This window comes from Thioalkalivibrio sp. AKL7, assembly GCF_000381705.1.
In the GTDB taxonomy this organism is placed as follows: domain Bacteria; phylum Pseudomonadota; class Gammaproteobacteria; order Ectothiorhodospirales; family Ectothiorhodospiraceae; genus Thioalkalivibrio; species Thioalkalivibrio versutus.
In genome coordinates this window covers 401041-426703 of the sequence record NZ_KB906948.1, presented here as the reverse complement: position 1 = coordinate 426703, position 25663 = coordinate 401041, and the positions used below count along the sequence as shown (strand labels likewise).

Genomic DNA, 25663 nt, shown 5'->3' with positions numbered 1-25663 from the left:
GGCTAGGATAAACGATCCGCCAGGGAAACGCTGTGGCCAAGAGACGCGCAGCCGGTCATGCCCCTGCGGGGCCGAGAAGGACCGCGGAGGGTCAGTCCCGATCCTGGAGAAAATGATAGGGATTCAGGGCCTGGCCGGCGTCGACCACCTCGTAGTGCAGGTGGGTATCGGTCGCGCGACCGGTGCGCCCCATCTTCGCGATCACCTCGCCAGCCTCCACGCGCTGCCCGGGCTCGACCAGGATTTCCGCGTTGTGCGCGTAGCGCGTATTCAAGCCGCCGCCGTGCGCGATCTCGACGAGCTTGCCGTAGCTGCTCCGGCGGCCCGCGAATACCACCAGGCCGCCGCCCGCGGCGCGGATGTCCGAGCCGGGCCGCCCGGCAAAATCCATCCCCGAGTGGAAGCGGCGGTTCCCGGTGAACGGGTCTTCGCGATAACCAAACGCCGAGCTAATCCAGGCGTCATCCTCCACCGGGCGAAACTGCGGGGACAGGGCCTCGCGAGCCGCCTCCTGGCGTAGCTCGGAACCTACCGTCTCCACGGCGGCGCTGCGACGACCCAGCAGGTGCTCCAGCGCCAGCAAGCGGTCATGGATCTCTAGCGGAGAACCTGGTCCGTCCAGCAGCGGGCCGCCCTGGCCGCCAACTTCCGGCTCCAACGCGGCCACGTCCAGCCCCAGGGAGTCGCCAACCGAGCGGAGGCGCAGATCCACCCGCGTCAGCTGGCGTTCCAGCGCGACCACACGGTCCACCAGGTAATTCAAACCTTCACGTGCTGCCTCGCGTTCAGCCGTCTCCACCACGACCGGATCCAGCGTGTTGGCGACCGGGATCCTGACCACCTCGCGCTGGCTTTGCCCCGCCAGGTAGGCGGTCACAACCGCCGCCATCACCAGCAGCATGAGCAGGGCGCCCGCCAGCGCCACGCCCCACAACGGAAGACGCGCACAAAGACCATCCGGACGTAGTACGATCAGCTGCATGCGATTCCTCTCACTTCTTCCGCCGCGGACTGCCGGAGGCCCTCGATGACGCCGCAGCGGATTACCCGCTTCATCGCCCGCGACTTTTCCGCGCACTCCAGCCGCGACCGCGGCGTGGAACGCGCCCTCGAGGGACTCGTCGGCAACGCCCTGCAGGCGGACCGACTGGCGTTCACCCTGCGCGAGGACACCCTGGTCGCAATCTGCGCGAACCGCGGGCTGGCCACCGAACTGCGCTTCCAGCAGCGCGAACTGCTCAAGACCTTGCGTGCCGCGGGCTTCGAGGGCATCGAACAGATACGTATCCGGCTGACCAACACCCCACGCCCCCCCCAGCCCACCACGCGACTGGAGCGCCGCGAGATCCCGGATGCGGCCCGCCGCATCCTGGCCGATACCGCTAGCAGCATCCAGGACCCCGGGCTGGCCGGCGCCCTCGAACGCCTCGCCCGGGCGGCCAGGCCGTCACCGAAGCCCGACTGACCTCACCCTGGAACACGTGTTCCAGGGTGAGGTCAGCCCGCTGGAGTGGGCGCCAGCTGACCGAAAGAGATCGGCAGGCGTTCGCTCGGGTCCTCGAAGGTCACCTTCTCCCAGGCGGTCTCGTCGGCCAGGAGCTGACGGATCAGCTGGTTGTTCAGCGCATGCCCGGACTTGTGGCCAGTGAACGCACCGATCAGGCTGTGACCGAGCAGGTACAGGTCCCCGACCACGTCGAGGATCTTGTGCTTGACCAGTTCGTTGTCGTAGCGCAGCCCGTTTTCGTTGAGGATCTTGTAGTCATCGAGGACCACGGCGTTGTCCAGGCTGCCGCCCAGCGCCAGCTGATTCGCCCGCAGGGCCTCGATGTCGCGCATGAACCCGAAGGTCCGGGCACGCGAGACCTCCTTCACGAAGGAGGTGGACGAGAAATCCAGCTCTGCGCGCTGGCTTCCGTCGGTAAACATCGGGTGTTCGAAATCGATACAGAAACCGACCTTGAACCCCTCGTAAGGATCAAAGCGCACCCACTTGTCGTCCTCGCGGACTTCCACGCTGCGCTTGACCCGAATGAATTCCTTGGGCGCGTCCTGCTCCTTCAGCCCGGCGGACTGCAGCAGAAACACGAAGGGACCGGCACTGCCGTCCATGATGGGCACCTCGGCGGCGCTCACATCGACATGCAGGTTGTCGATTCCCAATCCGGCAATGGCCGAGAGCAAATGCTCCACGGTCGAAACCCGGACGTCTCCATTGACCAGCGTGGTGGACAGCCGCGTGTCGCCGACATTGTCGGCACAGGCGCGAATCTCCACGGACGGATCAAGATCGCAGCGATGGAACACAATCCCGGTATTCACCGGAGCCGGACGCAGGGTCAGCACCACCTTTTCTCCGGTATGCAGTCCCACTCCGGTCGCCCGAATGCTGTTCTTGAGCGTTCTTTGCCTGATCAACGAATTGAGCCTCTCTCTTCCAGGAGAGCGCATAAGGGGAGCCCGGGCCCTCCCGGGCTCCTCATGCACACAACGATTACCGCATTATTGCAGGATTCCGCTCGCCCTGCATGTACAGCCGCTCTCAGTCGGCTTGTTTACGCAGGAAGGCCGGAATATCCAGCACATCAATGCCTTGCTGCTGATTGTAGTCGACCGCCAGGTTGTCACCGCCGCGACGCTTGACGGTCGGCTGGTCGAGGTCGACTTCGACATCGGAGCCGACGGCCCTCTTCGGTTGGGCATCGACCACTCGCACCTGCGGCCGTTCGGACTGCGTCGCTGGCGCGCCAAGCCCCGTGGCCACCAAGGTCACCCGCAGCTCGTCGGTCATCTCGGGGTCGATGACCGTCCCGACCACGACATTGGCATCTTCCGAGGCCAGGGCCTTCACCGCCTCGCCGACTTCCTCGAACTCGCCGATCCCGACATCCATGCCACCGGTCACGTTCACCAGGATGCCACGGGCACCGGAGATGTCGATGTCCTCCAGCAAGGGGCTGGCGATCGCCGCTTCGGCGGCCTCGCGCGCACGATCCTCGCCGGTGCCGGTGCCGGTGCCCATCATCGCCATGCCCATCTCGCGCATCACATTGCGCACGTCGGCAAAGTCGACGTTGATCAGACCCGGACGGGTGATCAGCTCGGCGATGCCCTGCACCGCGCCGAACAGCACGTCGTTGGCGGCCTTGAAGGCATCCAGCAGCGTGGTGTTCTTGCCCAGCACCGTCAGCAGCTTCTCGTTGGGGATGGTGATCAGGGAATCGACCTGTTCGGTCAGCGCCTTGATCCCGGACATCGCAACCTGCATGCGGCGCTTGCCCTCGAACGGGAACGGCTTGGTGACCACCGCGACCGTCAGGATGTTCATCTCCTTGGCGATCTGCGCCACCACCGGCGCGGCGCCGGTACCCGTACCACCGCCCATGCCGGCGGTGATAAAGACCATGTCGGCCCCCTGCAACAGATCCTGAATGCGTTCGCGATCCTCCAGTGCGGCCTCGCGACCGACCGACGGGTCCGCCCCGGCGCCCAGGCCCTTGGTGATGTCGCCGCCCAGTTGCAGCAGCGTCTTGGAATCCAGGCTCTTCAGGGCCTGGGCATCGGTGTTGGCGCAGATGAAGTCGACGCCCTCCAGTTGCGAGTTGACCATGTGCTGCACGGCGTTGCCGCCGCCGCCCCCGACGCCGACGACCTTGATCGTCGCGTTCTGGCTATAGGTGTCCATCAGTTCGAACGTCATGATTGCGTCCTCTCGTTGCGTGTGTAGTACCAATACTTCGGTTTGCCTGCGTCATGGCCGGAGAGCGGTCCGGCCTCCTAAACTTCCGGGGTCCCGATCATCAGAACTGCCCGGAAAACCAGCGCTTCATGCGCGCCCATACACCCTGGAACCCGCTGCTCACGGGCCGGGCCTCCTGCTCCGCACGCGACTCGCGGGCGTAGAGCAACAGCCCCACCCCCGTCGCGTGGATCGGATTCTTCACAACATCCAGGAGCCCGGTGACGCGTTGCGGCACCCCCAGGCGTACGGGCATGTGAAAGACCTCTTCGGCGAGGTCCACCACACCTTCCATTCGGGACGAGCCACCGGTGAGAACCACCCCGGCGGCAATCATTTCCTCGGTGCCGCTGCGGCGCAGTTCCGCCTGCACCAGCTGCAGCAGTTCTTCGTAGCGCGGCTCGACCACGGAGGCGAGCGTCTGGCGCGACAACCTGCGTGCGGCACGATCGCCGACACCGGGCACCTCGATGCTCTCGCCCGGATCGGCCAGCGAGCGCAACGCACAGGCGTACTTGATCTTGAGTTCTTCGGCGTACTGGGTCGGGGTGCGGAGCGCCACCGCGATGTCGTTGGTGACCTGATCGCCGGCGATCGGGATCACCGCGGTGTGCATGATCGCGCCGTGGGCAAACACCGCGATGTCCGTGGTGCCACCGCCAACATCCACCAGGCACACACCCAGGTCCTTTTCATCCTCGCTGAGGACCGAGTAGCTGGAGGCGAGCTGCTCGAGGATGATGTCGTCCACCCGCAGCCCGCAGCGTTCCACACACTTGACGATGTTCTGCGCGGCGGAGACCGCCCCGGTCACCAGGTGCACCTTGGCCTCCAGCCGCACCCCGGACATCCCGATCGGCTCGCGGATGCCCTCCTGCTCGTCGATGATGTATTCCTGCGGCAGCACGTGGAGGATGCGCTGGTCGGCCGGGATGGCGATGGCGCGCGCGGCGTCGATCACCCGATCCACGTCGCCGGCGACCACCTCGCCGTCCTTGATCGCGACCACCCCGGTGGAGTTGTAGCTCTTGATGTGCGAGCCGGCGATCCCGGTATACACCGAGTGGATCTCGCAACCGGCCATCAGCTCGGCCTCCTCCACCGCGCGCTGGATCGACTGGACGGTGGACTCGATGTTCACGACCACGCCCTTCTTCAACCCGCGCGAGGGCGAGGAACCGATGCCGATGATCTCGATCTCGCCTTCCTCGGTCAGCTCCCCGACCACCGCCTCGATCTTCGAGGTGCCGACGTCGAGGCCGACGATCAGACCGGGTTCCGACTTCTTTGCCATCATCTTTCTGCGTCCTGTCGTTCGTGTCATCGGGCGTTCCCCGCACCGTCATCCGCCGCATCCGCCCAGGCCACGGCCAGCCCGTGGGGGTAACGCAGGTCGATCCGTTCCACCGGGGCCTCGCGATAGTCGCGAATCGCCGGGGCCGCACGGACCAGCTGCCCCAGTCGTGCCAGATCGGCATCGCGCCCCATCAGCACGCGTACGCCGTCCGCCAGGTGGATGGTCCAGTCGTGGCGTTCGCCCTCTTCGAGACCGGCGACCTCCAGCCCGGCATCGGCCAGGCGTGCGGAGACCTCCAGGTAGCGATGCATCAGCACCACCTGGCGCCCGTCGGTCCCGGCGAGTGCCGGCAGGCCCTCCCAGTCATCCAGCGCCACCGGGCCAAACAGGCGCCCGTGGCGATCGACCAGATGGTCCTCGCCCCACTGTGCGACCGGCACCGGCTCGTGAATCTCCACCACCAGGGTGTCCGGCCACTGACGCCGCAGGCGCACCGCGTCCACCCACGGCTGACCCTCAAGCGCAACGCGCAGGCGCTCGAGCTCGACACCGATGAAGCCCGGCGCATGGGTCCGGACCATCTCGTGCACCGCCGCGACATCCGCATGCTGCGGATTGCCGGTCACCTCGACATGCTCGATCGGCAACCAGGCATCCGGGTCGAACTGCAACCACGCCAGCGCGCCCAGCACCAGCACCGCGGCCAGCCCCATGCCCGACATCAGGCGCAGCCCCGGGCCGGCCATCCGGCGCAGCGGCGACGGTCCTCGCGCCTGCGGGCGGCGCGCGGGTCGCGTTGTGCGGCGTGCGTTCAACGCAGTCCTCCACACTCGAAACTGGAATCGAGGATGCGCAGGCACAGCTCGTCGAAGTCGATGCCCGCCTGCGCGGCGGCCTTGGGCACCAGCGAGTGATCGGTCATGCCCGGGATCGTGTTCACCTCGATCAGGAAATTCTCGCCATGTTCGTCCTGCAGGATGTCCACTCGTCCCCAGCCGCAACCCTCCAGCGTCGCGAAGGCGGCGATGGCCATGGACTGCAACTCCAGCAACGCGCTGGAATCCAGCGGCGGCGGGCAGATATAGCCGGTATCGTCGGCCTCGTACTTGGCGTGGTAATCGTAGAAACCGCCCGGGGTGCGAATCTCCACCACCGGCAACGGCTCGTTGCCGAGGATCGCGACGGTGTACTCGCGTCCGCTGATCCACTGCTCCGCGAACACCTGCCCCGGCTGCAGCCGCGCGGCCTCGAAGGCGGCCGGCAGATCGGCCACCCGATCCACCCGTGTGATCCCCAGGCTGGAGCCGCCGCGCGCGGGCTTCACGATCAATGGCAGGCCCAGTGCATCGGCCACCGCGTCGGGGTCGAACCCCGGCGTGAGCAGACGATAGGGGGCGCTCGGCAGATTGCTCCCCGCCCACAGCCGCTTGCAGGCCAGCTTGTCCATGCCCAGCGCGGAACCGAGCACGCCGGTCCCGGTGTAGGGCATGCCCGCCATGTCCAGACAGCCCTGCAGGGTCCCGTCCTCGCCGCACTCCCCGTGGAGCACGATGAAGACCCGGTCGAAGTTCTCCAGGGCCAGGCAGCGAGCCGTCTCGCGGGTCAGGTCCAGGGGATGGGCATCGACACCCTGGCGCTGCAGTGCCGCCAGCACCGCCTGACCACTTTGCAGCGAGACCTCGCGCTCGCCGGACCAGCCACCCATCAGGACCGCGACACGGCCATAATCTTGTGCACTTCGCTTGCTCATGCCGTTCCCTCGCTTGCCTCGTGCGTAGCCCCTGGCCGACCCAGGACCCGGACCTCGGGCTCCAGGTGCACCCCGAACTGCCGCTGCACCTCGTCCTGGGCATGACGCAGCAACCATTCGATATCGGCGGCGCGCGCGCTGCCGTCGTGGGTGATGAAATTCGCGTGCTTGGGGGAGATCTCCGCCGCCCCGTGGCGCAGTCCCTTCAGCCCGGCGGCCTCGACCAGGCGCGCGGCGTGATCGCCCTCCGGGTTGCGGAACACGGACCCGCAGGACGGCAACCCCAGCGGCTGCTTCGCGGATCGTTCGCGCAGCAACTCGCGGATGCGCCGGGTCCCGACGCCAGGGTCACCCGCGGCCAGCTGCAACACGCAGCCGGTGAACCACTCCGCCGCGGGGCCGTGGACACTGCGGTAGCCGATCGTGTAGTCCGCGGGAGTGCGGGTATGCAGTTCGCCGCGCGCATCCACCGTGAAGACCGCCTCCACCAGCGGCCAGATCTCGCCACCCCAGGCGCCGGCGTTCATCCGCAGCGCGCCGCCTACGGTCCCGGGGATGCCGGCCAGGAACTCGGCCCCGACCAGCCCCTCGCGGGCCCCGAAACGCGCGGCCTGGGCGCAGGCCAGCCCCGCCCCAAGCAGCAGGCGATCGCCGTCCAGGCGCCGGCGTTCGTTCAGCACTCCGGAAAGATGCACGACCAGGCCATCCAGCCCGCCGTCACGGATCAGGACGTTGCTGCCCAGGCCGAGGAAGGTCACGGGCATCTGCGGCGCGTGGGTAGCGTGGTCGCGCAGGGCAGCGACCAGGTCGTCAAGGTCCGCCGGCTGGAACAGCCAGTCGGCCGGGCCGCCCACACGCCAGGAGGTCAGTCCGGCCAGCGGAACCTGCGCCTCCAGCCGGCCACGCGTTGCCTGCGCGAACGGGGTCATCGGCGAGTCCACAGCGCGGGCGGCCATCATGCCCCCCCCTCGCCGGCGGTTTCCAGCTGCTGCGGGAGCAGCCCGGCCAGACGGCCAATATCGCCGGCGCCCTGGGCGAGCACGACATCGTCCGGCCGCAGCATCCCCGCGAGCACACCGATCACATCCTCTGCGCGCTCGACAAACACCGGCTCCACCCGCCCGCGCAGACGAATGGCGCGCGCCAGGCTGCGGCCATCGGCGCTGGGGATCGGGTCCTCCCCGGCGGCATACACCTCGAGCAGGATCAGGACATCGGTCTCGGACAGGGCCTCGGCGAAGTCCTCGAACAGATCACGCGTGCGGGTATAACGATGCGGCTGGAAGATGGTGATCCGGCGGCGGCCCGGCCAGGCATCGCGCGCGGCCGCCTGAGTGGCAGCAATCTCGCGCGGGTGGTGACCATAGTCGTCGACCAGGGTCAGGGCCCCCTGTGCGGTCCGCAGCTCCTGCACCTGGAAGCGCCGGCCAATGCCCTGGAAGCGCGCCAGCGCGGCCTGGATCGCCTCGGGGGCGACCTCCAGCTCGTGCGCGACAGCCGCCGCCGCCAGGGCATTGAGCACGTTGTGGCGCCCGGGCAGGTTCAGCGTCACCGGGAACGCGGCCTGACCGGGCAACGCGAGGTCGAAGTACATGCGCACGCCTTCCTGGCGCACATTCAGGGCGCGCACGTCGGCGTCCTGCTCGATGCCGTAGGTCAGGCGCGGGCGCTCCAGTTCCGGGTACAGATCGCGCACCTGCGGGTCGTCGGCGCACAGCACGGCAATGCCGTAGAACGGCAGGTGGTGCAGGAATTCCAGGAAGGTCGCCCGCAGCTGGCCGAAGTCGTTGCCATAAGTCCCCAGGTGGTCGGCATCGATATTGGTCACGATGCTGATCATCGGCTGCAGATGCAGGAACGAGGCGTCACTCTCGTCGGCCTCGGCCACCAGATAGTCCCCGGCGCCAAGATTCGAGTGGCTCGCCGTGCTGTTCAGGCGTCCGCCAATCACAAACGTCGGGTCCATCCCGGCCTCCGCCAGCACACTGGCGACCAAGCTGGTGGTCGTGGTCTTGCCATGGGTCCCGGCGACCGCGATGCCATAGCGAAAGCGCATCAGCTCGGCCAGCATCTCGGCGCGGCGCACGATCGGGATGCCGCGCCGACGCGCCTCCTGGACCTCGGGGTTGCTCGGATTGATCGCACTGGAAACCACCAGCACGTCGGCATCGGCCACGTTCGATTCGGTATGGGCCGCCACCACCGGGATGCCCATGCCCTTCAGGCGTTCGACCATCGCCGACTGCCCGAGATCGGATCCCGAGACGTGATATCCCAGTTGATGCAGGACCTCGGCGATCCCGCTCATGCCGGATCCCCCGATCCCCACACAATGGATCCGGCGGATACGGCGCATCGCATGGCGTGGCAGGCGCGGGGCATTCATGACGATCCCTCCCGGCGGGCGCCCGCCATTTCCATGCAGGCATCGGCCAGGCGCCGTGCGGTGTCGGGGCGGGCCTGTGCGCGGGCCAGCAAGGCACGCGCACGCAGGGCCTCGCGGTCCAGCGGCGCGACCAGCTCGTAGACCCGCTGAGCGTCCAGCTCGGCATCCGCGACCCGCCAGGCGGCACCGGATTGCACCAGGGCCTCGGCATTCGCGGTCTGATGATCATCCACCGCATGTGGATAGGGCACGAAGATCGCCGGCACACCGGCCGCGGCCACCTCGGCCACGGTGAGCGCGCCGGCGCGGCAGATCACCAGGTCCGCCCAGGCATAGGCCGCGGCCATGTCTTCGATAAAGGCGCTGATCTCCGCCTCCAGACCTGCCTCCGCATAGGCGGCCTGGGCCTCGTCGAGGGTGCGCTCGCCCGCCTGGTGACAGATGTTCAGCGGCTGCTCCACGGCCACGCGCGCCAGCCCGGCGGGCAGCGTGCGGTTGAGCGAACGGGCGCCCAGGCTGCCGCCCAGGACGAGGAGGTTCAGGGCGCCCTCGCGCTCGTCGAAGCGCGCCTCCGGCGCCGGGAGTTCCGCAATCGTGGCGCGCACCGGGTTGCCCACCACCGTGACCGCCACCCGCTCGGGGAAGCTGTGCTCGAAGCCGGCATAGACCCGGTCCGCCACCTTCGCCAGCCAGCGATTGGTCAGACCGGCCACGGCGTTCTGTTCGTGGATCGCCAGCGGCCGGCCCATGGCGGCCGCCATTAGGCCCCCGGGGCCGGCGGCAAACCCGCCAAAGCCAATCACGGCGTCCGGGCGCAGACGCGTCATCAGACCCAGGGCGGCCCACAGCGAAATGCCGAGCCGCCAGGGTGCGAGTGCCAGTCCAACCAGGCCCTTGCCGCGGATGCCGGCGATTGGAAGCGTATGCAGCTCGATCCCGGCCGCCGGCACCAGCCGCGCCTCCACGCCGCGGGCCGTGCCCAGCCAGCGCACCTCGGCACCGCGTTCCCGCAGCAGGGTGGCCACTGCCAGGCCCGGGAACACATGGCCCCCGGTGCCCCCGGCCATAATCAGGATGCGCGGGGCCCTCATGCGGCACCCCCACGCCGGCGGCGCGCCGGGGGTGCGGCGCGCGGGGCGGGCACCTGGGCCTCGCGGTACACGCGCATCACCAGGCCGATAGCCGCCAGCGACACGATCAGCGAACTGCCACCGTAACTGAGAAACGGCAGGGTCAGGCCCTTGGTCGGAAGCAGCCCCATGTTCACCGCGAGGTTCAGGAACGCCTGCAGGCCCATCCAGATGGCCACACCAAAGGCCAGATGCGAGCCGAAGGCGTGCCCTGCGCGCTCGGCGTACAAACCGATCTGGATGCAGCGCCAGACCAGGACCGCGAACAGCGCGATGAGGGCCACCACACCGACGAAGCCGAACTCCTCGGCAAACACCGCGAACAGGAAGTCGTTGTGCGCCTCGGGCAGGTAAAAGAGCTTCTGCACACTGTTGCCGAGCCCGGCCCCGAACCAGCCGCCGGAGCCGATCGCGATCAGCGACTGGGTCAGCTGGAAACCGGTGGCAAACGGATCCTGCCAGGGATCGAGGAACGCCGTCAGGCGCGCCACGCGGTATGGCGCCGCGACCGCGACGACCGCCATCCCCGCCGCGATGGTGCCCGCCAGCGCGGCGAACTGCCAAAGCTTCGCACCGGCGAGGAACAGCATGCCCATGCCAATCGCCAGCATGATCGCGGCGCCGCCGAAGTCCGGCTGCAGCAGCAGGAGGATGGTCCCCACGCCGAGCACGATCAGCGGGCGGATAAAACCGAGGAAGTGCAGGCGGAGCGTCGAATAGTGACGCACGATGTAGCCGGCGAGGTACATCACCACCAGCAGCTTCACCATCTCGGCGACCTGCAGGTTGAACATCCCCAGCGGGATCCAGCGGGTCGCGCCGTTGACCGTGCGCCCGACGCCCGGGATCAGCACTGCGATCAGCAACGCCATCACCAGGATCAGCAGCCACGGCCCGGCGCGTTCCCAGCGCGCCAGCGGGACCACCCAGAGGAAGGTCGCCACCGCAAGCCCGATGGCGGCGAAAATGACCTGGCGCTGGAAGAAGTGCCAGGTGTTGCCGAAATAGCGTTCGCCCAGCCCCATGGAGGCGGACGCGACCATCACCAGTCCAATCCCCAGCAGGATCGCCGCGACCGCCAGCAGGGGCAGATCGACGTGATCGCGCAAGCCGGCGACCAGGCCGCGATCCGGGAGTCCGAGGCGGGTGCTGGAGATACTCATGCTGCCAGCTCCCGTACGGCGTGCGCGAAGTCGTCGCCGCGCGCCTGATAGTTCGGGTACATGTCCAGGCTGGCGCAACCGGGCGACAGCAGGACGGTATCCCCCGGTTCCGCCCAGGCAGCGGCCTGCGCAACCGCGGCGGCCATATCGTCCACGCGCTGGACCGGAACCACGGAGGCCAGGGCCCGGGCGATCGCCGGCGCGTCCTCGCCGAGCAGCACCACACCACGGACCTTGCCCGGGACGTAATCGGCCAGCGGCGAAAAGTCCTGCCCCTTGCCCTTCCCGCCCGCGATCAGCACCAGCGGCCCGGGCGTACCGCGCAGGGCCGCCAGGGTCGCGCCGACATTGGTGCCCTTGGAGTCATTGATGTAGGCGACACCGCCCACTTCGGCAATCCACTGCGAGCGATGCGGCAGACCGGCGAACTCGGCCAGGGCCGCCATGGCGCGTGCGCGCGGCTCGCCCGCCTCCAGCCACGGCCAGACCAAGGCAAGCGCGGCCAGGGCGTTGGCCCAGTTGTGCTGCCCACGCAGACGCAGATGGCCGGTCGAGAGAAGGACCTGGTCACCGCGCACCAGGTCCGGAGCATCCGCGCTCGACGGGCGCACTCCGAAATCGTCCGCGCCGGCCGGCGCATCGAGACCGAAGGAGATCACCTTCAGACCCGGCGGCAGGGCGATCTCGCGCAGCCAGGCGTCCTCGCGGTTCAACACACCACGCCCGGCGCGATCCAGGATACGGGCCTTGGCACGCACATACGCATCCAGATCGGCGTAGCGATCCAGGTGATCAGGCGAGATATTCAGGATGGCGGCGGCCGCTGGCGCCAACATGTCGCTGCGCTCCAGCTGGAAGCTGGACAGCTCCAGCACGTACAGGTCCGGGGCCTGCTCCAGCAGGTCCAGCGCCGGGGTGCCGTAGTTACCACCCACCGCCACCCGCAGGCCGGCGGCGCGCAGCAACTCGCCGACCAGCGCGGTCACCGTGCTCTTTCCGTTGGAGCCGGTAATCGCGATGACTGGGGCGCCCGCATGCTCGGCGAACAGGTCGATGTCTCCGGTCAGGCGGGCACCGGCGGCACGCGCCCGTTGCAGGACAGGGTGCTCCAGTGCGACCCCGGGCGAGACGATGATGCGGGCAAAGCCCGAGGCGTCCAGTCGATCCAGCGGCCCGACCCAGGCATCGGCCAGCCAGGCCTTGGCCCCCTCGGTCTCCAGCGCGGCCGGCGCCACGCGGGTATCGGTGATCGCGAACGGCTGACCCTGCGCACGCAGGAAGCGGGCAACCGACACGCCGGTCGCCCCGAGGCCCACGATCAGGTTGTTGTCGCCGGTTCGCGTCATGGGATCAGCGCACCTTCAGGGTCGCGAGACCGATGAGAACGAACACCACGGTCAGGATCCAGAAACGCACGATCACGCGCGGCTCCGGCCAGCCCTTGAGTTCGAAGTGGTGGTGCAGCGGCGCCATGCGGAAGATCCGCCGCCCAGTGAGCTTGAAAGAGGCGACCTGGAGCATCACCGAAAGCGTCTCCAGCACGAAGATGCCACCCATGATCAGCAACACGATCTCCTGCCGGGTGATGATCGCCAGCATGCCCAGGGCTGCGCCCAGCGCGAGCGCCCCGACGTCGCCCATGAAGACCTGCGCCGGGTAGGTGTTGAACCACAGGAATCCCAGCCCGGCGCCGACCAGGGCGGAGGTAAAGATCACCACTTCGCCCACGCCGGGTACCGCCGGAATACCGAGATAGTCGGCGAATACCGCATGGCCCGCCGCGTAGGCGAACACGCCCAGGGCGCCGGCCACCAGCACCGCCGGCATGATAGCCAGGCCATCCAGCCCATCGGTCAGGTTCACGGCATTGGAGGACCCCACGACCACCAGCCAGACCAGCGGGATGAACAGCCAGCCCAGGCTGAACTGGATGTCCTTGAACACCGGCAGGTAAAAGGTCGTCTCCACCGGCCCCTGCGCGGTGTACATGATCACCCCCGCGGCGACCAGGGCGAACAGCGTCTGCCACAGGAGCTTGGCGCGCGCCGACAGGCCCTTGCTGTTGCCGTAGCGCAGCTTCAGGTAGTCATCCCAGCCGCCCACGGCGCCGAACGCCAGGGTGGTCAGCAGCACGAGCCAGACGAAGCGGTTGGTCAGATCGCTCCACAGCAGGGTCGCCGCCGCCACTGCCACCAGAATCAGGGCACCGCCCATGGTCGGCGTGCCGGCCTTGGTCAGGTGCGACTCGGGACCGTCATCGCGGATCTGCTGGCCGACATTGCCGACCGTCAGGCGGCGGATCATCGCCGGCCCGATCAACAGCGCGATCGCCAGTGCGGTCACCACCCCGAGGATGGCGCGAACGGTCAGGTACTGAAAGACCGTGAAGCCGGAATAGAACAGACTCAGGTATTCAGTCAGCGCGAACAGCATTCGCCACCTCCGGCGCTGACGAGGCCAGGTGCAGCCCCTCGATGATCTGTTCCATGTGCTGGCTGCGCGAGCCCTTTACCAGGACCGTGGTGCCCTCCCCCAGGAGGTCCTCCAGGCGCGAGCGCAGCGCGGCGTGGTCGGCAAACCACTCGCCGCCGTCGCCAAAGCCCTCGGCACTGTCGCGCGCGGCCTCGCCCAGCGCCAGGCAGTGTTCGATACCCACCGCGCGGGCCAGGCGCCCGGTTTCCCGGTGCAACGCCGGCGTGGCGGCGCCCAGTTCACCCATGGCACCCAGCACCAGGATGCGCCGACCGGGCATCGCCGCCAGCACCTCGAGCCCGGCCCGCAGCGAGTCCGGATTGGCGTTGTAGCTGTCGTCCCAAATCCGCGCGCCGCTGACGTGCCACAGCTCCTGCAGACGTCCCCGCACCGGCTTCCAGCGGGTGAGCCCGTCGACGATTCGGTCAATCCCGATACCGACCGCGTTCGCCGCGGCAGCAGCCGCCACGGCATTGGCTGCGACGTGGCGACCGGGGCCGGCCAGGCGCAGATCGCGGACGGCCCCGAGGATGGACAGACGCAGCCGGTCCGAGGCCTGCCACATGCCTTCCACCTCGCCGCCACCCTCCAGCGAGAAGCGCTGGCAGTGGTGATGCTCGTTCAGCGACAGCCAGTAGTCGGCAAACGGATCATCCAGATTGATGACCGCGGTGCCGCCCTGGGCCGGGAGACCGGAGTAGATCTCGGCCTTGGCATGGGCGACGCCCTCCAGGCTGCCGAAGCCCTCGAGATGTGCGCGTCCGGCATTGGTGATCATCGCGACCTGCGGTTCGACCCAGCGCGCCATGCGCCCGATCTCACCGGCATGATTCGCGCCCAGTTCGATGACCGCATAGTCGACTTCACAGGGCATCGCCAGCAATGTCAGCGGCACGCCGATCTCGTTATTCAGATTGCCCGCGGTGGCATGCACCGACCCCACCCCCTCAAGGATGCAGCGGAGCATCTCCTTGGTCGTGGTCTTGCCATTGGAGCCGGTCAGGGCAATCACGCGCGCGCGGCTCTGGCGCCGCCAATGGCGGCCCAGGCGGCCCAGGGCCTCGCGGGTATCGGCCACGATGATCTGCGGCTGTGGCACATCGAGCGCCCGCTCCACCAGCAGCACGGTCGCCGGGAGGTCGGCGCCGACCTGTTCGTGGGCATCGAAATTCGGCCCCTTCAACGCGATGAATAGCGCTCCCGGGCGCGGCTCGCGAGTGTCCGTAAACACGCCCTCGAAGGCCGTGTCGGGCACCCCTTGCAGGCGCCCATGGACCGCCTCGGCCAATTCCTGGCTGGTCATTCGAATCATTGTCCCTCCCCCCTGATCGCGCGGTCCTGGCCACGCAAGTCCTGCGGGTGCCGGCCCGCCCGGGCCTGCACCTGTTCGCGGTCGCTGAACGGATAGCGCTGACCGCGGATCTCCTGGGTCGTCTCGTGACCCTTACCGGCCACCAGCACCACATCCCCGGCCACGGCCTCGGCCAGCGCACTGGCAATCGCCGTTGCGCGATCGCCAATCTCGTGGCATTCGGCGGAATCGGCGCAGCCGGCAAGGATCTCGGCGCGGATCTCGGCCGGGTCTTCTCCGCGCGGGTTGTCATCGGTCACGAAGATCACGTCGGCCTCCCGGCAGGCCACCTGGCCCATTGCCGGGCGCTTGCCTCGATCGCGGTCGCCGCCGCAGCCGAACACCACGCTCAGGCGCCCGCGTACATGGGGTCGAAGCGCCTGCAATGCAGCCTCCAGGGCCTGGGTGGTATGCGCATAATCGACCACCGCCAAGGCCCCGTTCGCGAGCGGGAAGCGCTCCATGCGGCCGGGCACGCCGGGGAGTTCGGCGACTGCCGCGATCGCCTCCTCGCGCTCCACCCCGAGGCCCTGCAGGGTGGCGAGAGTCGCCAGCAGATTGCCGACCTGGAACAGGCCGAACAGGGTGGAACGAACCGGATAAGCCCGGCCGTCGGCCTCGAGGGTGAAACGCAGCCCTTCGGCTGTGGCCTCCACGTCCCGGGCGCGCAGATCGGCGGGTGCACCCAGTGCACTGTAGGTCAGGGCCTGAACGCCCGCCGGCAGATGCTGCACAACCTGGCGTCCAAAGGCATCATCGATATTCAGGACCGCCGTTTGCAGGCCAGGCCAGACAAACAGCCGCGCCTTGGCTGCCGCATACGCCTCCTGACTACCGTGGAAGTCGAGGTGATCGGAGCTCAGTCGGGTGAGCACCCCGACGCTGATCGGGGCTCCGGCGAGGCGCCCTTGTGCCAAACCGTGCGAGGAGGCCTCCAGCGCCACGGCACCACAACCGGCCGCAGCCAGCTCGGCCAGGTGGCGATGCAGGTCCAGTACGCCCGGGGTCGTGTGTCCGGTATCCACCAGGTGGCCCGGTCGCCCGACGCCGAGCGTGCCGATCAGACCGGTGGGCCGACCCAGGGTCTCCAGGGCCAGCGCGATCAGGTGCGTGACCGAGGTCTTGCCGTCGGTACCGGTCACCGCCACCAGCGAGGCCGCCTCCGGCCAGCTACCGAACAATCCGCGCGCCATCTGCGGCAGCCGTTCCCGCAGGCCCGGGACATGAAGCGTCGGCACCGCCAATGGCGCTTTCGGAGTTTCGGCCTCGTCCCACAGGATCACGCCGGCACCCCGTGCCACGGCATCGGCGGCATGCGCCAGGCCATGGCCGTGCGTGCCGGCCAGGGCCACAAAGGCTGTGCCGGGCGCGACCCGGCGGCTGTCCTGAACCAGGTCGGCGACTGGCAAGTCCGCCAGGTCGGGGCGCAGGAGATCGGCCGGCAACAAATCGCCCAGCACCGGTCGAGCCTCGCCTCGGGTATCCCGGGCGGCCATCATGTCGTCCCCTCGTGATCCGCCGCCAGGCGCATGGGGACCTCCGGCATCGCGTCCGGGCGCACGTTGAACATACGCAGGGCCGAACCGACGACATTACGGAACACCGGCGCGGCGACCGCCCCACCGTAGTAGACGCCCGCGTCCGGCTCGTCGATCACCACGGCCATGACAAAACGCGGATCGGAGGCCGGGGCCAGGCCGACGAAACTCGAAAAATAGCGGTCCTCGGTATAACCGCCCGGACCGCTCTTGCGGCTGGTACCGGTCTTGCCGGCCACGCGGTAACCGTCGATCGCCGCCTGGCGCGCGGTGCCCTCGGTACCGATCACATGTTCCATCATTGCCAGCACCTGGCGGGCAGTACGCGGAGTCATCACCTGCGCCGACTCGCGCAGATCGTCGGCGGTGCGCACCAGACGCACCGGCACCCGCTCGCCGCCATTGGCAAAGGCGGTGTAGGAGGCCGCCATCTGCAACGGCGACAACGACAGCCCGTAGCCATAACCGAGCGTGGCCTGTTCGACCTCGCGCCAGGTGGTGAAATCGCGCAGCCGCCCCGTGGCCTCGCCCGGGAAATGGGTACCCAGCGCCTGCCCGAAGCCCGCCTGATGGAGGGTCTTCCAGAAACGATCCGCGGGGGTATCCAAAGCCAGCTGTGTGGCCCCGACATTGCTCGAACGGGCGATCAGGGTGGTGAGGTCGATCGTCCCGTAATCGCGCAGGTCGCGCACGGTCAGGCGCCCCACCCGCATGGTGCCGGGGCCGGTCTCCAGCGTGGTGTTGGCATCCACCACACCGGCATCCAGGGCGGCCGCCACGGTAAACGGCTTCAGCACCGACCCGGGCTCCATGGTATCGGTGATGGCCCGGTTGCGGGCGCGATCGGAACGGATAGCGCCGCGATTGTTCGGGTTGAATCCGGGCTGATTGACCAGCGCCAGGATCTCGCCGCTGCGGGCGTCCAGAAGGACAGCGGAGCCGCCACGGGCATTGTGTTCGGCGACCGCGGTCTTCAGTTCGCGGTACGCCAGATACTGCAGGCGCTGATCCAGGGTCAGGGCCAGGGTGTTGCCGTCACGCGCGGGGCGGATACTGGCGACATCACGGATGCTGCGGCCATAACGGTCGCGCAGCACCCGCTTGGCGCCCGGATGACCGGACAACCACTGGTCAAAGGCCAGTTCCACGCCCTCCTGGCCCTGGTCGTCGATATTGGTATAGCCCAGCACATGCGAGGTGGCCTCGCCATGCGGGTAATAACGCCGGAATTCGCGTGTCAGGCCGACGCCCTGGATGCGCAGGGCCGCTACGCGCTCGGCCTGATCCGGCAACATTTGGCGGCGCAGGTAGATGAATTCGCGCGAGGCACGCGCCTCGATACGCTCCGCCAGCCAGTCCGGCTCCACCTCCAACGCCGCGGCCAAATCCGGCCAGCGCTCGCGCTGGCCCATCAAGTCCTGCGGGTTGGCCCAGGCGGTCTGCACCGGGGCCGAAATGGCCAGGGGTTCGCCGTGACGGTCGGTAATCATGCCGCGGTTCGCGGACTCGGTCAGGGTGCGCACCTGGCGCTGCTCGCCCTGCTTGGTCAGGAAGTCGCGCTCCAGGACCTGCAGATCGACGGCGCGCAACAGCAACGCGGCGCTCGCGACGGCGAACACGGCGATCACGACCTTCAGACGGCCACCACTGATCTGCCGCTTCAGCGCGCCCACGAGCTACCCCCGATCACCACGATGCGATCCGAATCGGGCTGAATCATGTCGAGACGCTCGCGCGCCTGCTCCTCGACCCGGCCCTGGGTCGCCCAGGTCGATTGCTCGATCTGCAACTGCGTCCACTCGAGATTCAGGACATCGCGCTGGCTCAATGCCTGCTGCTGGTCGATAAAGGCCTGGCGCGACTCATGCTTGGCCGCCACAACCCCAACCGCCGAGGCAAACACCGCGGTTGCCAGCGCCACCGCCAGGAGCCCGCGCGCAACCATCAGAGCCGCTCTCCGACACGCAGCACGGCCGAGCGCGAACGCGGATTGATGCGCTGCTCCTCGCGATCGGCATGGATCGGCTTGCCGACCGGGCGCAGCTTGCGCTCCGGCTCCTCCGGCATCACCGGAAGGCCGCGCGGCAGGCGCACGCTCGACACCGGCTTGCGCAGGGCCTGCTTTACCAGTCGGTCTTCCAGTGAATGGAAGCTGATCACCACCAGCCGCGCACCAGGCGGGAGCACATCGGGGATCGTCGCCAGCCACTGCTCCAGCTCGGACAGCTCCTCGTTCACGAAGATGCGCAGCGCCTGGAAGGTTCGAGTGGCCGGGTGCTTTCCGGGCTCGCGTTTCGGGACCGCCCGGCGAACGATCTCGGCCAGTTCGCCGGTGCGGCTAAGGGGTGCCTCGGTGCGTGCAGCCACAATGGCCCGGGCAATGCGCCGCGAGTGGCGCTCCTCGCCGTATTGATAGATCACATTCGCGATCTCGGTCTCGTCGGCCCGCGCCAGCCACTCGGCGGCGCTCTCGCCGCTGTTCGGATCCATGCGCATGTCCAGCGGGCCGTCGTGCTGGAAACTGAATCCGCGCTCGGGCGTATCCAGCTGGGGCGAGGACACGCCCAGGTCCAGAAAGACGCCGTCCGGACCCCGGTCCGGCGAACGCCGTTCCAGCGTGGCGGCCATGGTCGAGAACGGCGCGGCCTCGAAGGCAAAACGCGGATCATCGGCAAAGGAGGCGGCCGCCGTGGCGGCCTCCGGATCGCGATCCATGGCCAGCAGCCGGCCGTCCGGGCCCAGGCGATCCAGGATCGCCCGGCTGTGTCCACCGCGGCCGAAGGTGCCATCGACGTAAAAGCCGTCAGCGCGCACGGCCAGGCCCTCCAGCACCGCGTCGCGCAGCACCGGGATGTGGGAGACGGCTTCCATGTCCGTCACAACGCGATGGACTCGAGCGCTTCATCATCCACGTCACCCCCCAGCACCTGGGCGCAGGTCTCCTCCCAGGCGGCCTCGCCCCAGATCTCGAACTTCTTGCCCTGGCCCAGCAGCACCACCCGCTTTTCCAGGCCGGCGTACTGACGCAGGGGCGGGGGCAGCAACAGGCGGCCGCTGCCGTCCAGCTCGCACTCGGTGGCATGGCCCACCAGCAGGCGCTGCAGATTGCGCACCTTGGGATTCATGTTGGGGCGGGACATCAGGTTCTGCTCAATGCGCTCCCACTCGGGGAACGGGTACAAGAGCAGGCAGCGGGAGGGATCAACCGTGATCACCAGCTGACTGTTGCAGCTCGCAGCGAGGTCGTCGCGATACCGCGCCGGCATGGCCAGGCGGCCCTTCGCATCCAGATTGAGCTGGCTAACGCCTCGAAACATCGCTGATAACGGTGGTTACCCACCTTTCCCCACTTTGACCCACTTTCCGACACTATAGGTACGGGCATCCTCCAGAGTCAAGAAAATCGACCCCGAAAAACGAAAAATAAGCGTTGAATCACAGAGACTTAGCGCATCCACCCCGAGGCGGACGAAAGAGCGGGGAGAAGGGTATTAAAAGCCTCGCGTTGAGGCTCAAACTTAATGCATCACCTTACAAGTTTGCCGCACACACAGCCGTGTACGCGCAGACCGGGGCGGCCGCGGGGGCTTGATCGTGGGAAAAAGTGGGAGCCGGCCGTAAGCCGGGTTCTGTCGAGGACAGTCATTCATCTGGGACGTCCGTCACCGGACGCCTCGAGCAGCCTACCCGGGTGCGATGCGGGCCACACCATGCACCCCTATTTGGCCTTGCTCCGGACGGGGTTTACCCTGCCACGAACTGTTACCAGTCGCGCGGTGCGCTCTTACCGCACCATTTCACCCTTACCTGTACCCGGCGAACCGGGCCATCGGCGGTATGTTTTCTGCGGCACTTTCCGTCGGCTCGCGCCGCCCAGGCGTTACCTGGCGTCCTGCCCTATGGAGCCCGGACTTTCCTCCACATCCGAGGATGCAGCGACTGCCTGGCCGACTCCCGCGCTCCTTGTACGCCGCCGCGTGCGCGAACGCAAGCCTTTTCAACGGCCTGCCCCAAGGGCCTCCGTCCACAACGAAGCACACCAAGACACGAAGGACGTCACGAGCAGTCCACAGGAAGAGGGGACGATCGGAAGGCAATCAATTCAACGAAACGACAGGGTTATCGCCACGATGCCGGAACGCAGGCAGCCAGCCATCCCCGCCAACAATGATTATTGCCGGTCTTCCAGACCTTCCTGCCGATGGCTTCTGACCTTGATCCGCTGCGTGTCTGCGCACGCTTCATTGCGGACCCAAACCGTCCTATCCTCCGGCGTCCTTGAGGGCGAGGGCGCGGGCGTAGACGCGGTTACGCGGCAGGTCGGTGGCATCGGAGAGCAGGCGTGCCGCGCGCTTGAGGGGGAGTTCGTGCAGCAGTGCCGCGAGCAGGCGCTCGTGCTCGTCGGACAGGGGAATGTCGGCCTCGCCCCCCGTGTCAGGCGCGGGCGCCGGCCCCAGGATCAGCACGAACTCGCCGCGGGTGCGGTTGCTGTCGGCATCCAGCCAGCCCGGCAGTTCGCCGGCGGGGCCGCGATAGTGCTCCTCGAATTGTTTGGTCAACTCCCGCGCCAGGAAGACCTCTCGCCCCGGTGCCAGCTGCGCCAGGTTGGCGGCGGCCGCGCGAACACGGTGCGACGATTCGAACAAAATGGTGGTCACCGGCTGGACCAGCAATGCCTCCAGCCGCCGCTGGCGCGCCCCGGCGGCATGCGGCAGGAAGCCCTCGAAGCAGAAGCGGTCGGACGGCAGCCCGGCCACCGCCAGCGCAGCCAGAGGCGCACTGGGACCCGGTACGGCGCGCACATCCAACCCGGCCTCGCGCGCCGCCCTCACTAGCCGAAAACCCGGGTCCGACACCAGCGGCGTGCCGGCATCGGAAATCAGCGCGACGGACTCCCCCGCCTTCAGCGCCTCCAGCAGCGAGGGAATACGCTCCGCCTCGTTATGCTCGTGCAGGCTGACCAGCGGCGTGTGGACGCCCAGATGGGCCAGCAGCCCGGCGCTGTGTCGCGTATCCTCCGCCGCAATGCGCTGCACCCGACCGAGGACCTCGCCCGCCCGCGGGCTCATATCTCCAAGATTACCAATCGGGGTAGCCACCACCCACAACGTGCCCCAGTTCGTTGACACGGCCTGATGCGCTTTCAATACTGACTCCTCATTCGCTGACGAACCGCTATCGTGACCCGAATCCCCGAACGCGCCGGGCATACCCGGCCCCTGTCCCGTCTTGCCCTGTTGCTGCTGGCCACGGCCATCGTGGTGGGCTGCGCCACGCCGCGCCCGGACCCGGAGCCGACCCCGGACGCCGAGGTCCGGCCGGACCTGGCCGAACTGCCTCCCGAGGTGCGCGCCAGCCTGCTGCTGAGCGAGGCCCGCTCGCGGCCGGAGCCCGACCTGGTGCGCCGCGCCATCGAGGCCGTGCTGGCGCTCGACCCCGCGACGCCGGACCAGCTGGACCGGGCCGAAGCCCTGTGGGCCGAGCTTCCCGACGCCGAGCGGGACACCCAGGAAGCCCGCCTTCTAGGCGCGCGACTCGCAGCAGCGCAACGGGATTGGGAGCTCGCCCGCGAACGACTGGGTGCAGACGACCCGGACGACCCCACGCGATCCCCGGAGATCTATCGCCAGGGGCTTGCCCTGCACGCCCGGATGCTGGAACAGGAGAGCCAATGGTATCAGGCCCTGGACACCCGGCTGCGCCTGGACCGCCTGCTGATCATGGAGCCCGACACACACGCCGAGAACCAGCAGCGCATATGGGGGCTGCTCGCAGCCCTGCGCCCGGCCCAGCGCGACCGGATCGTGGGCAACCACCCGCCGGATGGGGATGCCTGGGTCAGCCTGTTCCGACTGCTGCGCGCCGCCGATACCGAGGAACAGGCGCACCTGGCCGCCGGATTGTGGCGCGAGCGCCATCCCGCGCATCCGGCCAACAGCCTGCTGCCGGAACTCGTCGCCAGCCACCCGCTGGTCGCGGACGCGCCTGGGGACACCCTGGTGCTGCTGCCACTGTCGGGCGACCTGGCCGCACTGGGCAACGCCATACTCGACGGAATCACCCGCGCCTACTACGCGGAGGGTGGCGGCAACGGCCGGCTGATCGTGCGCGACACGCGCGGCGAGCCGGACGGCGCGGCCGCCCTGTACCGGCGTGGCGTGGACTCCGGCGTCGCGCGCATCATCGGTCCGCTGCGGCGTGAGTCAGTAAGCCAGGTGGCCGCTAGCGATCAGACCCTCCCGACCATCCTGCTGAACCGCACGGAAGTCTCGACCCCCAGCGAACTCACAACGCTGGCCTTGAATCCGGAAGAGGATGCCCGCGCGGTGGCCGACCGGGCGGCCCGCGCCGGCTGGCATCACCCGCTGGTGCTCCTGCCGGAAGGGGCCTTCGGCGATCGCGTGGCAAGTGCCTTCCGGGCGGCATTGGCCGACGAGGACCGGCGCCCGCGAGACGTCATTCGCATCCAGCCCAGCGCCGGGGAGCTGAACGCCACCATTGGCAACGCACTCGGCATCCAGCAGAGCGAGGCGCGCATTCGCGATGTGGCACGCCGGACCGGGCTGGAACTGGAAGGCGACCCTCAGGTGCGTGCGGATGTGGACCACCTCTTCATTGCCGGCACGGCGCCGCAAGTTCGGCGCATCGTGCCGCATCTCCATTTCCACCGGGCCAGCCAACTCCCGATGATGGCCACGCCCCATGTTTATTCCGGACGCCCGGATGCCGATCGCGACGCCGATCTCAACGGGATCGTGTTCCCCGATACCCCCCGGCTGTTCGACCGGGTGAGCCCGCTGGCGAACGACGAACAAGCGCGCGACGAGGCACTCCCCCGGTTCGTCGCCCTGGGCATGGACGCGATGCGCCTGAGCCTGCGCCAGGACGGGATTCGCAACGCCCCCCATCATCAGCTAACCGGCGGCGCTGGCACCTGGAGCCTGAACCCCTTCAACCACGAGTGGGTGAGAGAACCGGCCTGGGCGCGCTTCGAGGGCGGCGAGCCCCGACGCATCGACGTACACGCCGGAGGGTCCTGAGTGTTTCGCCCGGGTGCCTCGGGGCAGGCCGCCGAGAAGCGAGCCGCGGACTACCTGGAGGCACACGGGCTGCAGATCCGTGCGCGTAACGTCCGCCGGCCTTACGGCGAGCTCGACCTGGTCGCACTCGAGGACGATACCCTGGTGCTGGTGGAAGTACGCAAGCGCAGCCACCCGGGCTTTGGTGGCGGCGCAGAGAGCATCGACCGGCGCAAGCGTGAACGCCTGTTGCGGGTGGCCGAGGCGTACCTGCAGGAAAGCACCTGGAACGGCCCGGTCCGCTTTGATGTGATGACCCTGGATGGCCAGGACCGGATCGAGTGGCTGCAGGACGCCATCCAGGCATCCACCCCGTGAGCGCCCACCGATGACCCCTCTGGCTCGCGAACTGGAACAGCTCCTGGCGCCCGGCGATCGTCTGCTCGATCCCGCGGACTGCTGGACCTACGGTGCCGACAACTCGAAGCTGCATGCGGTGCCGGACGCCGTCGCCTTCCCACGGGACGCCGATATGGTGCGCGAGCTGGTGCGCCTTTGCCGGCGCCTCGGCGTGGCCCTGACCAGCCGCGGACGCGGCACGGGCACCACCGGTGCCGCGGTCCCGGACCATGGCGGGCTGGTGGTGTCATTCGAGCACATGAACCGCATCCTGGAGGTGGATCCGGACAATCGCTGGCTGATCGCGGAGCCGGGTGCCACCAACGGCGAGATCCAGCAGGCGGCAGGCGCCACGGGCTTCTTCTGGCCGCCGGACCCCACCAGCAGCGCCTATTGCACGCTCGGTGGGAATCTCGCCTATAACTCCGCCGGCCCGCACGCGGTCAAGTACGGCACCCCGCGTGACAACACGCTGGGCCTGTCCGGCGTGGCCGGAACCGGCGAGGCATTCCGCACCGGCGTCCATACCACCAAGGGCGTGGTGGGCTACGACCTCACTCGTCTGCTGATCGGATCCGAAGGGACCCTGGCCGTGCTCACCGAGGCCACGTTGCGCCTGACACCCAAGCCGGAGGCGACTCGGCTGATCCAGGCGGTCTACCGCGACGTCGGCGCCGCGGCCCGGGCCGTATCCCGGCTGATGGCGCGCGCCGAGGTCCCGTCGGCGCTGGAGTTCATGGACCATTCCGCGATCACGATGATCCGCGCCTACGCGCCGGATTGCCCCCTGCCCGCCGCTGCGGGCGCGATCCTGATGATCGAGACCGATGGCACCGAGGCCGGCATCGAGGCCACTACCGCCGGCATCCGGCGCGCGGCCGAGGGCGAAGGCTGCGTGCAGACCCTCAGCGCCGACACCCCGGCGGAGGCCCAGGCGCTCTGGGCCGTGCGCAAGGCCCTGTCACCGGCGTTACGCACGGTGGCGCCGAAAAAGATCAACGAAGACGTGGTCGTGCCGGTCTCGCGCATTCCCGACCTGATTGCCGGGCTCGACCAGCTGGCCGCGGAACACGCCATCAAGATCGTGAACTTCGGCCATGCCGGCAATGGCAACATCCATGTAAACCTGCTGGTGAACCCGGATGACCCGGCGGAACTGGCGGCGGCCGAGCGTTGCCTGGACGGCGTCTTCACCCTGGTGTTGTCGCTGGGGGGGACGCTATCGGGCGAACACGGCATCGGGCTGGTGAAGCGACCCTATATCAGCCGGGAACTGGACCCCGTGGCACTGGGACTGATGGCCGGCATCAAGCGAACGTTCGACCCGGACAACATCCTGAACCCGGGCAAGGCGCCCGGACCCGTTTAGGCAGGTACCGGGCAAGGGAATCCCCTCCCCAGCAGGGCCCGGAAAAGAAA

The 25663-nt window shown here is 68.3% G+C and carries 23 protein-coding genes and 1 other RNA gene; 4 read left to right on the top strand and 20 right to left on the bottom strand.

The genetic code is table 11. The features are described from left to right. Positions 1 to 91: 91 nt before the first annotated feature. Positions 92 to 982, bottom strand: coding sequence for a M23 family metallopeptidase (locus G315_RS0104910; protein ID WP_026182028.1), 891 nt, complete (start codon positions 980 to 982; stop codon positions 92 to 94). 45 nt (positions 983 to 1027) lie between these two features. On the opposite strand from G315_RS0104910, the gene G315_RS0104905 reads away from it, so the two are divergent. Next, positions 1028 to 1465: a DciA family protein gene (locus G315_RS0104905; RefSeq protein WP_019612031.1), complete on the top strand. Its 438-nt coding sequence runs from the start codon at positions 1028 to 1030 to the stop codon at positions 1463 to 1465. 32 nt (positions 1466 to 1497) lie between these two features. Here the strand turns inward: G315_RS0104905 and lpxC are convergent, their stop codons facing one another. From lpxC to rsmI, 19 genes are all read right to left on the bottom strand, one after another. Further along, on the bottom strand, positions 1498 to 2418 hold the full coding sequence (gene lpxC, locus G315_RS0104900) for a UDP-3-O-acyl-N-acetylglucosamine deacetylase (RefSeq protein WP_231362625.1): 921 nt from the start codon (positions 2416 to 2418) through the stop codon (positions 1498 to 1500). Between the two features lie 124 nt (positions 2419 to 2542). Then, complete coding sequence (gene ftsZ, locus G315_RS0104895; RefSeq protein ID WP_018144460.1) at positions 2543 to 3700, bottom strand: cell division protein FtsZ; 1158 nt, start codon at positions 3698 to 3700, stop codon at positions 2543 to 2545. 100 nt (positions 3701 to 3800) lie between these two features. Continuing rightward, the gene (ftsA, locus tag G315_RS0104890; RefSeq protein ID WP_019612030.1) at positions 3801 to 5036 is read right to left on the bottom strand and encodes a cell division protein FtsA; all 1236 of its coding nucleotides are present in this window, start codon (positions 5034 to 5036) and stop codon (positions 3801 to 3803) included. 23 nt (positions 5037 to 5059) lie between these two features. Next, positions 5060 to 5782, bottom strand: coding sequence for a cell division protein FtsQ/DivIB (locus tag G315_RS0104885; protein ID WP_019571667.1), 723 nt, complete (start codon positions 5780 to 5782; stop codon positions 5060 to 5062). A 65-nt stretch (positions 5783 to 5847) separates the two neighbouring features. Further along, positions 5848 to 6786: a D-alanine--D-alanine ligase gene (locus G315_RS0104880; RefSeq protein ID WP_018144463.1), complete on the bottom strand. Its 939-nt coding sequence runs from the start codon at positions 6784 to 6786 to the stop codon at positions 5848 to 5850. Beyond that, the gene (gene murB, locus G315_RS0104875; RefSeq protein ID WP_019612029.1) at positions 6783 to 7745 is read right to left on the bottom strand and encodes a UDP-N-acetylmuramate dehydrogenase; all 963 of its coding nucleotides are present in this window, start codon (positions 7743 to 7745) and stop codon (positions 6783 to 6785) included. Before murB ends, G315_RS0104880 begins: the two co-directional genes overlap by 4 nt. Then, complete coding sequence (gene murC, locus G315_RS0104870) at positions 7742 to 9172, bottom strand: UDP-N-acetylmuramate--L-alanine ligase (protein WP_019612028.1); 1431 nt, start codon at positions 9170 to 9172, stop codon at positions 7742 to 7744. Before murC ends, murB begins: the two co-directional genes overlap by 4 nt. Beyond that, positions 9169 to 10263, bottom strand: a complete 1095-nt coding sequence (gene murG / locus G315_RS0104865) for an undecaprenyldiphospho-muramoylpentapeptide beta-N-acetylglucosaminyltransferase (protein WP_026338821.1) — start codon at positions 10261 to 10263, stop codon at positions 9169 to 9171. The genes murC and murG overlap by 4 nt, the downstream gene beginning before the upstream one ends. Beyond that, the gene (gene ftsW, locus G315_RS0104860; RefSeq protein ID WP_019612026.1) at positions 10260 to 11465 is read right to left on the bottom strand and encodes a putative lipid II flippase FtsW; all 1206 of its coding nucleotides are present in this window, start codon (positions 11463 to 11465) and stop codon (positions 10260 to 10262) included. Before ftsW ends, murG begins: the two co-directional genes overlap by 4 nt. Beyond that, positions 11462 to 12811 carry a UDP-N-acetylmuramoyl-L-alanine--D-glutamate ligase gene (murD, locus tag G315_RS0104855; RefSeq protein ID WP_018144468.1) on the bottom strand — a complete coding sequence of 450 codons (1350 nt, stop codon included), beginning with the start codon at positions 12809 to 12811 and terminating at the stop codon, positions 11462 to 11464. Before murD ends, ftsW begins: the two co-directional genes overlap by 4 nt. A gap of 4 nt (positions 12812 to 12815) precedes the next feature. Next, positions 12816 to 13898 carry a phospho-N-acetylmuramoyl-pentapeptide-transferase gene (gene mraY / locus G315_RS0104850; protein ID WP_018144469.1) on the bottom strand — a complete coding sequence of 361 codons (1083 nt, stop codon included), beginning with the start codon at positions 13896 to 13898 and terminating at the stop codon, positions 12816 to 12818. Further along, complete coding sequence (gene murF, locus G315_RS0104845) at positions 13879 to 15249, bottom strand: UDP-N-acetylmuramoyl-tripeptide--D-alanyl-D-alanine ligase (protein ID WP_038034695.1); 1371 nt, start codon at positions 15247 to 15249, stop codon at positions 13879 to 13881. Before murF ends, mraY begins: the two co-directional genes overlap by 20 nt. Further along, positions 15246 to 16787 (bottom strand): UDP-N-acetylmuramoyl-L-alanyl-D-glutamate--2,6-diaminopimelate ligase, encoded by a 1542-nt coding sequence (locus tag G315_RS0104840; RefSeq protein WP_019612023.1) that lies wholly within the window; start codon positions 16785 to 16787, stop codon positions 15246 to 15248. Before G315_RS0104840 ends, murF begins: the two co-directional genes overlap by 4 nt. Then, positions 16784 to 18499, bottom strand: coding sequence for a penicillin-binding protein 2 (locus G315_RS0104835; RefSeq protein WP_019612022.1), 1716 nt, complete (start codon positions 18497 to 18499; stop codon positions 16784 to 16786). Before G315_RS0104835 ends, G315_RS0104840 begins: the two co-directional genes overlap by 4 nt. Further along, positions 18487 to 18771 carry a cell division protein FtsL gene (ftsL, locus tag G315_RS0104830; protein WP_018144473.1) on the bottom strand — a complete coding sequence of 95 codons (285 nt, stop codon included), beginning with the start codon at positions 18769 to 18771 and terminating at the stop codon, positions 18487 to 18489. Before ftsL ends, G315_RS0104835 begins: the two co-directional genes overlap by 13 nt. Further along, entirely contained in the window at positions 18771 to 19697 is a 927-nt protein-coding gene (rsmH, locus tag G315_RS0104825; RefSeq protein ID WP_018144474.1) for a 16S rRNA (cytosine(1402)-N(4))-methyltransferase RsmH, read from the bottom strand. Before rsmH ends, ftsL begins: the two co-directional genes overlap by 1 nt. A 5-nt stretch (positions 19698 to 19702) precedes the next feature. Continuing rightward, a complete protein-coding gene (gene mraZ / locus G315_RS0104820; RefSeq protein ID WP_018144475.1) occupies positions 19703 to 20143 on the bottom strand; it encodes a division/cell wall cluster transcriptional repressor MraZ in 441 nt (146 codons plus the stop codon). A gap of 286 nt (positions 20144 to 20429) precedes the next feature. Next, positions 20430 to 20781: RNase P RNA component class A (rnpB, locus tag G315_RS13855), an RNA gene on the bottom strand. 307 nt (positions 20782 to 21088) lie between these two features. Beyond that, positions 21089 to 21928, bottom strand: a complete 840-nt coding sequence (gene rsmI / locus G315_RS0104815; RefSeq protein WP_196801695.1) for a 16S rRNA (cytidine(1402)-2'-O)-methyltransferase — start codon at positions 21926 to 21928, stop codon at positions 21089 to 21091. 78 nt (positions 21929 to 22006) lie between these two features. On the opposite strand from rsmI, the gene G315_RS0104810 reads away from it, so the two are divergent. Genes G315_RS0104810 through G315_RS0104800 form a run of 3 tightly spaced genes read left to right on the top strand, consistent with a single transcriptional unit; the run spans position 22007 to position 25613 of the window. Continuing rightward, positions 22007 to 23866, top strand: a complete 1860-nt coding sequence (locus G315_RS0104810) for a penicillin-binding protein activator (RefSeq protein WP_019612020.1) — start codon at positions 22007 to 22009, stop codon at positions 23864 to 23866. After that, the gene (locus tag G315_RS0104805) at positions 23867 to 24223 is read left to right on the top strand and encodes a YraN family protein (RefSeq protein ID WP_019612019.1); all 357 of its coding nucleotides are present in this window, start codon (positions 23867 to 23869) and stop codon (positions 24221 to 24223) included. Positions 24224 to 24233: 10 nt separating this feature from the next. Beyond that, positions 24234 to 25613, top strand: a complete 1380-nt coding sequence (locus tag G315_RS0104800) for an FAD-binding oxidoreductase (protein WP_019612018.1) — start codon at positions 24234 to 24236, stop codon at positions 25611 to 25613. Positions 25614 to 25663 lie beyond the last annotated feature (50 nt).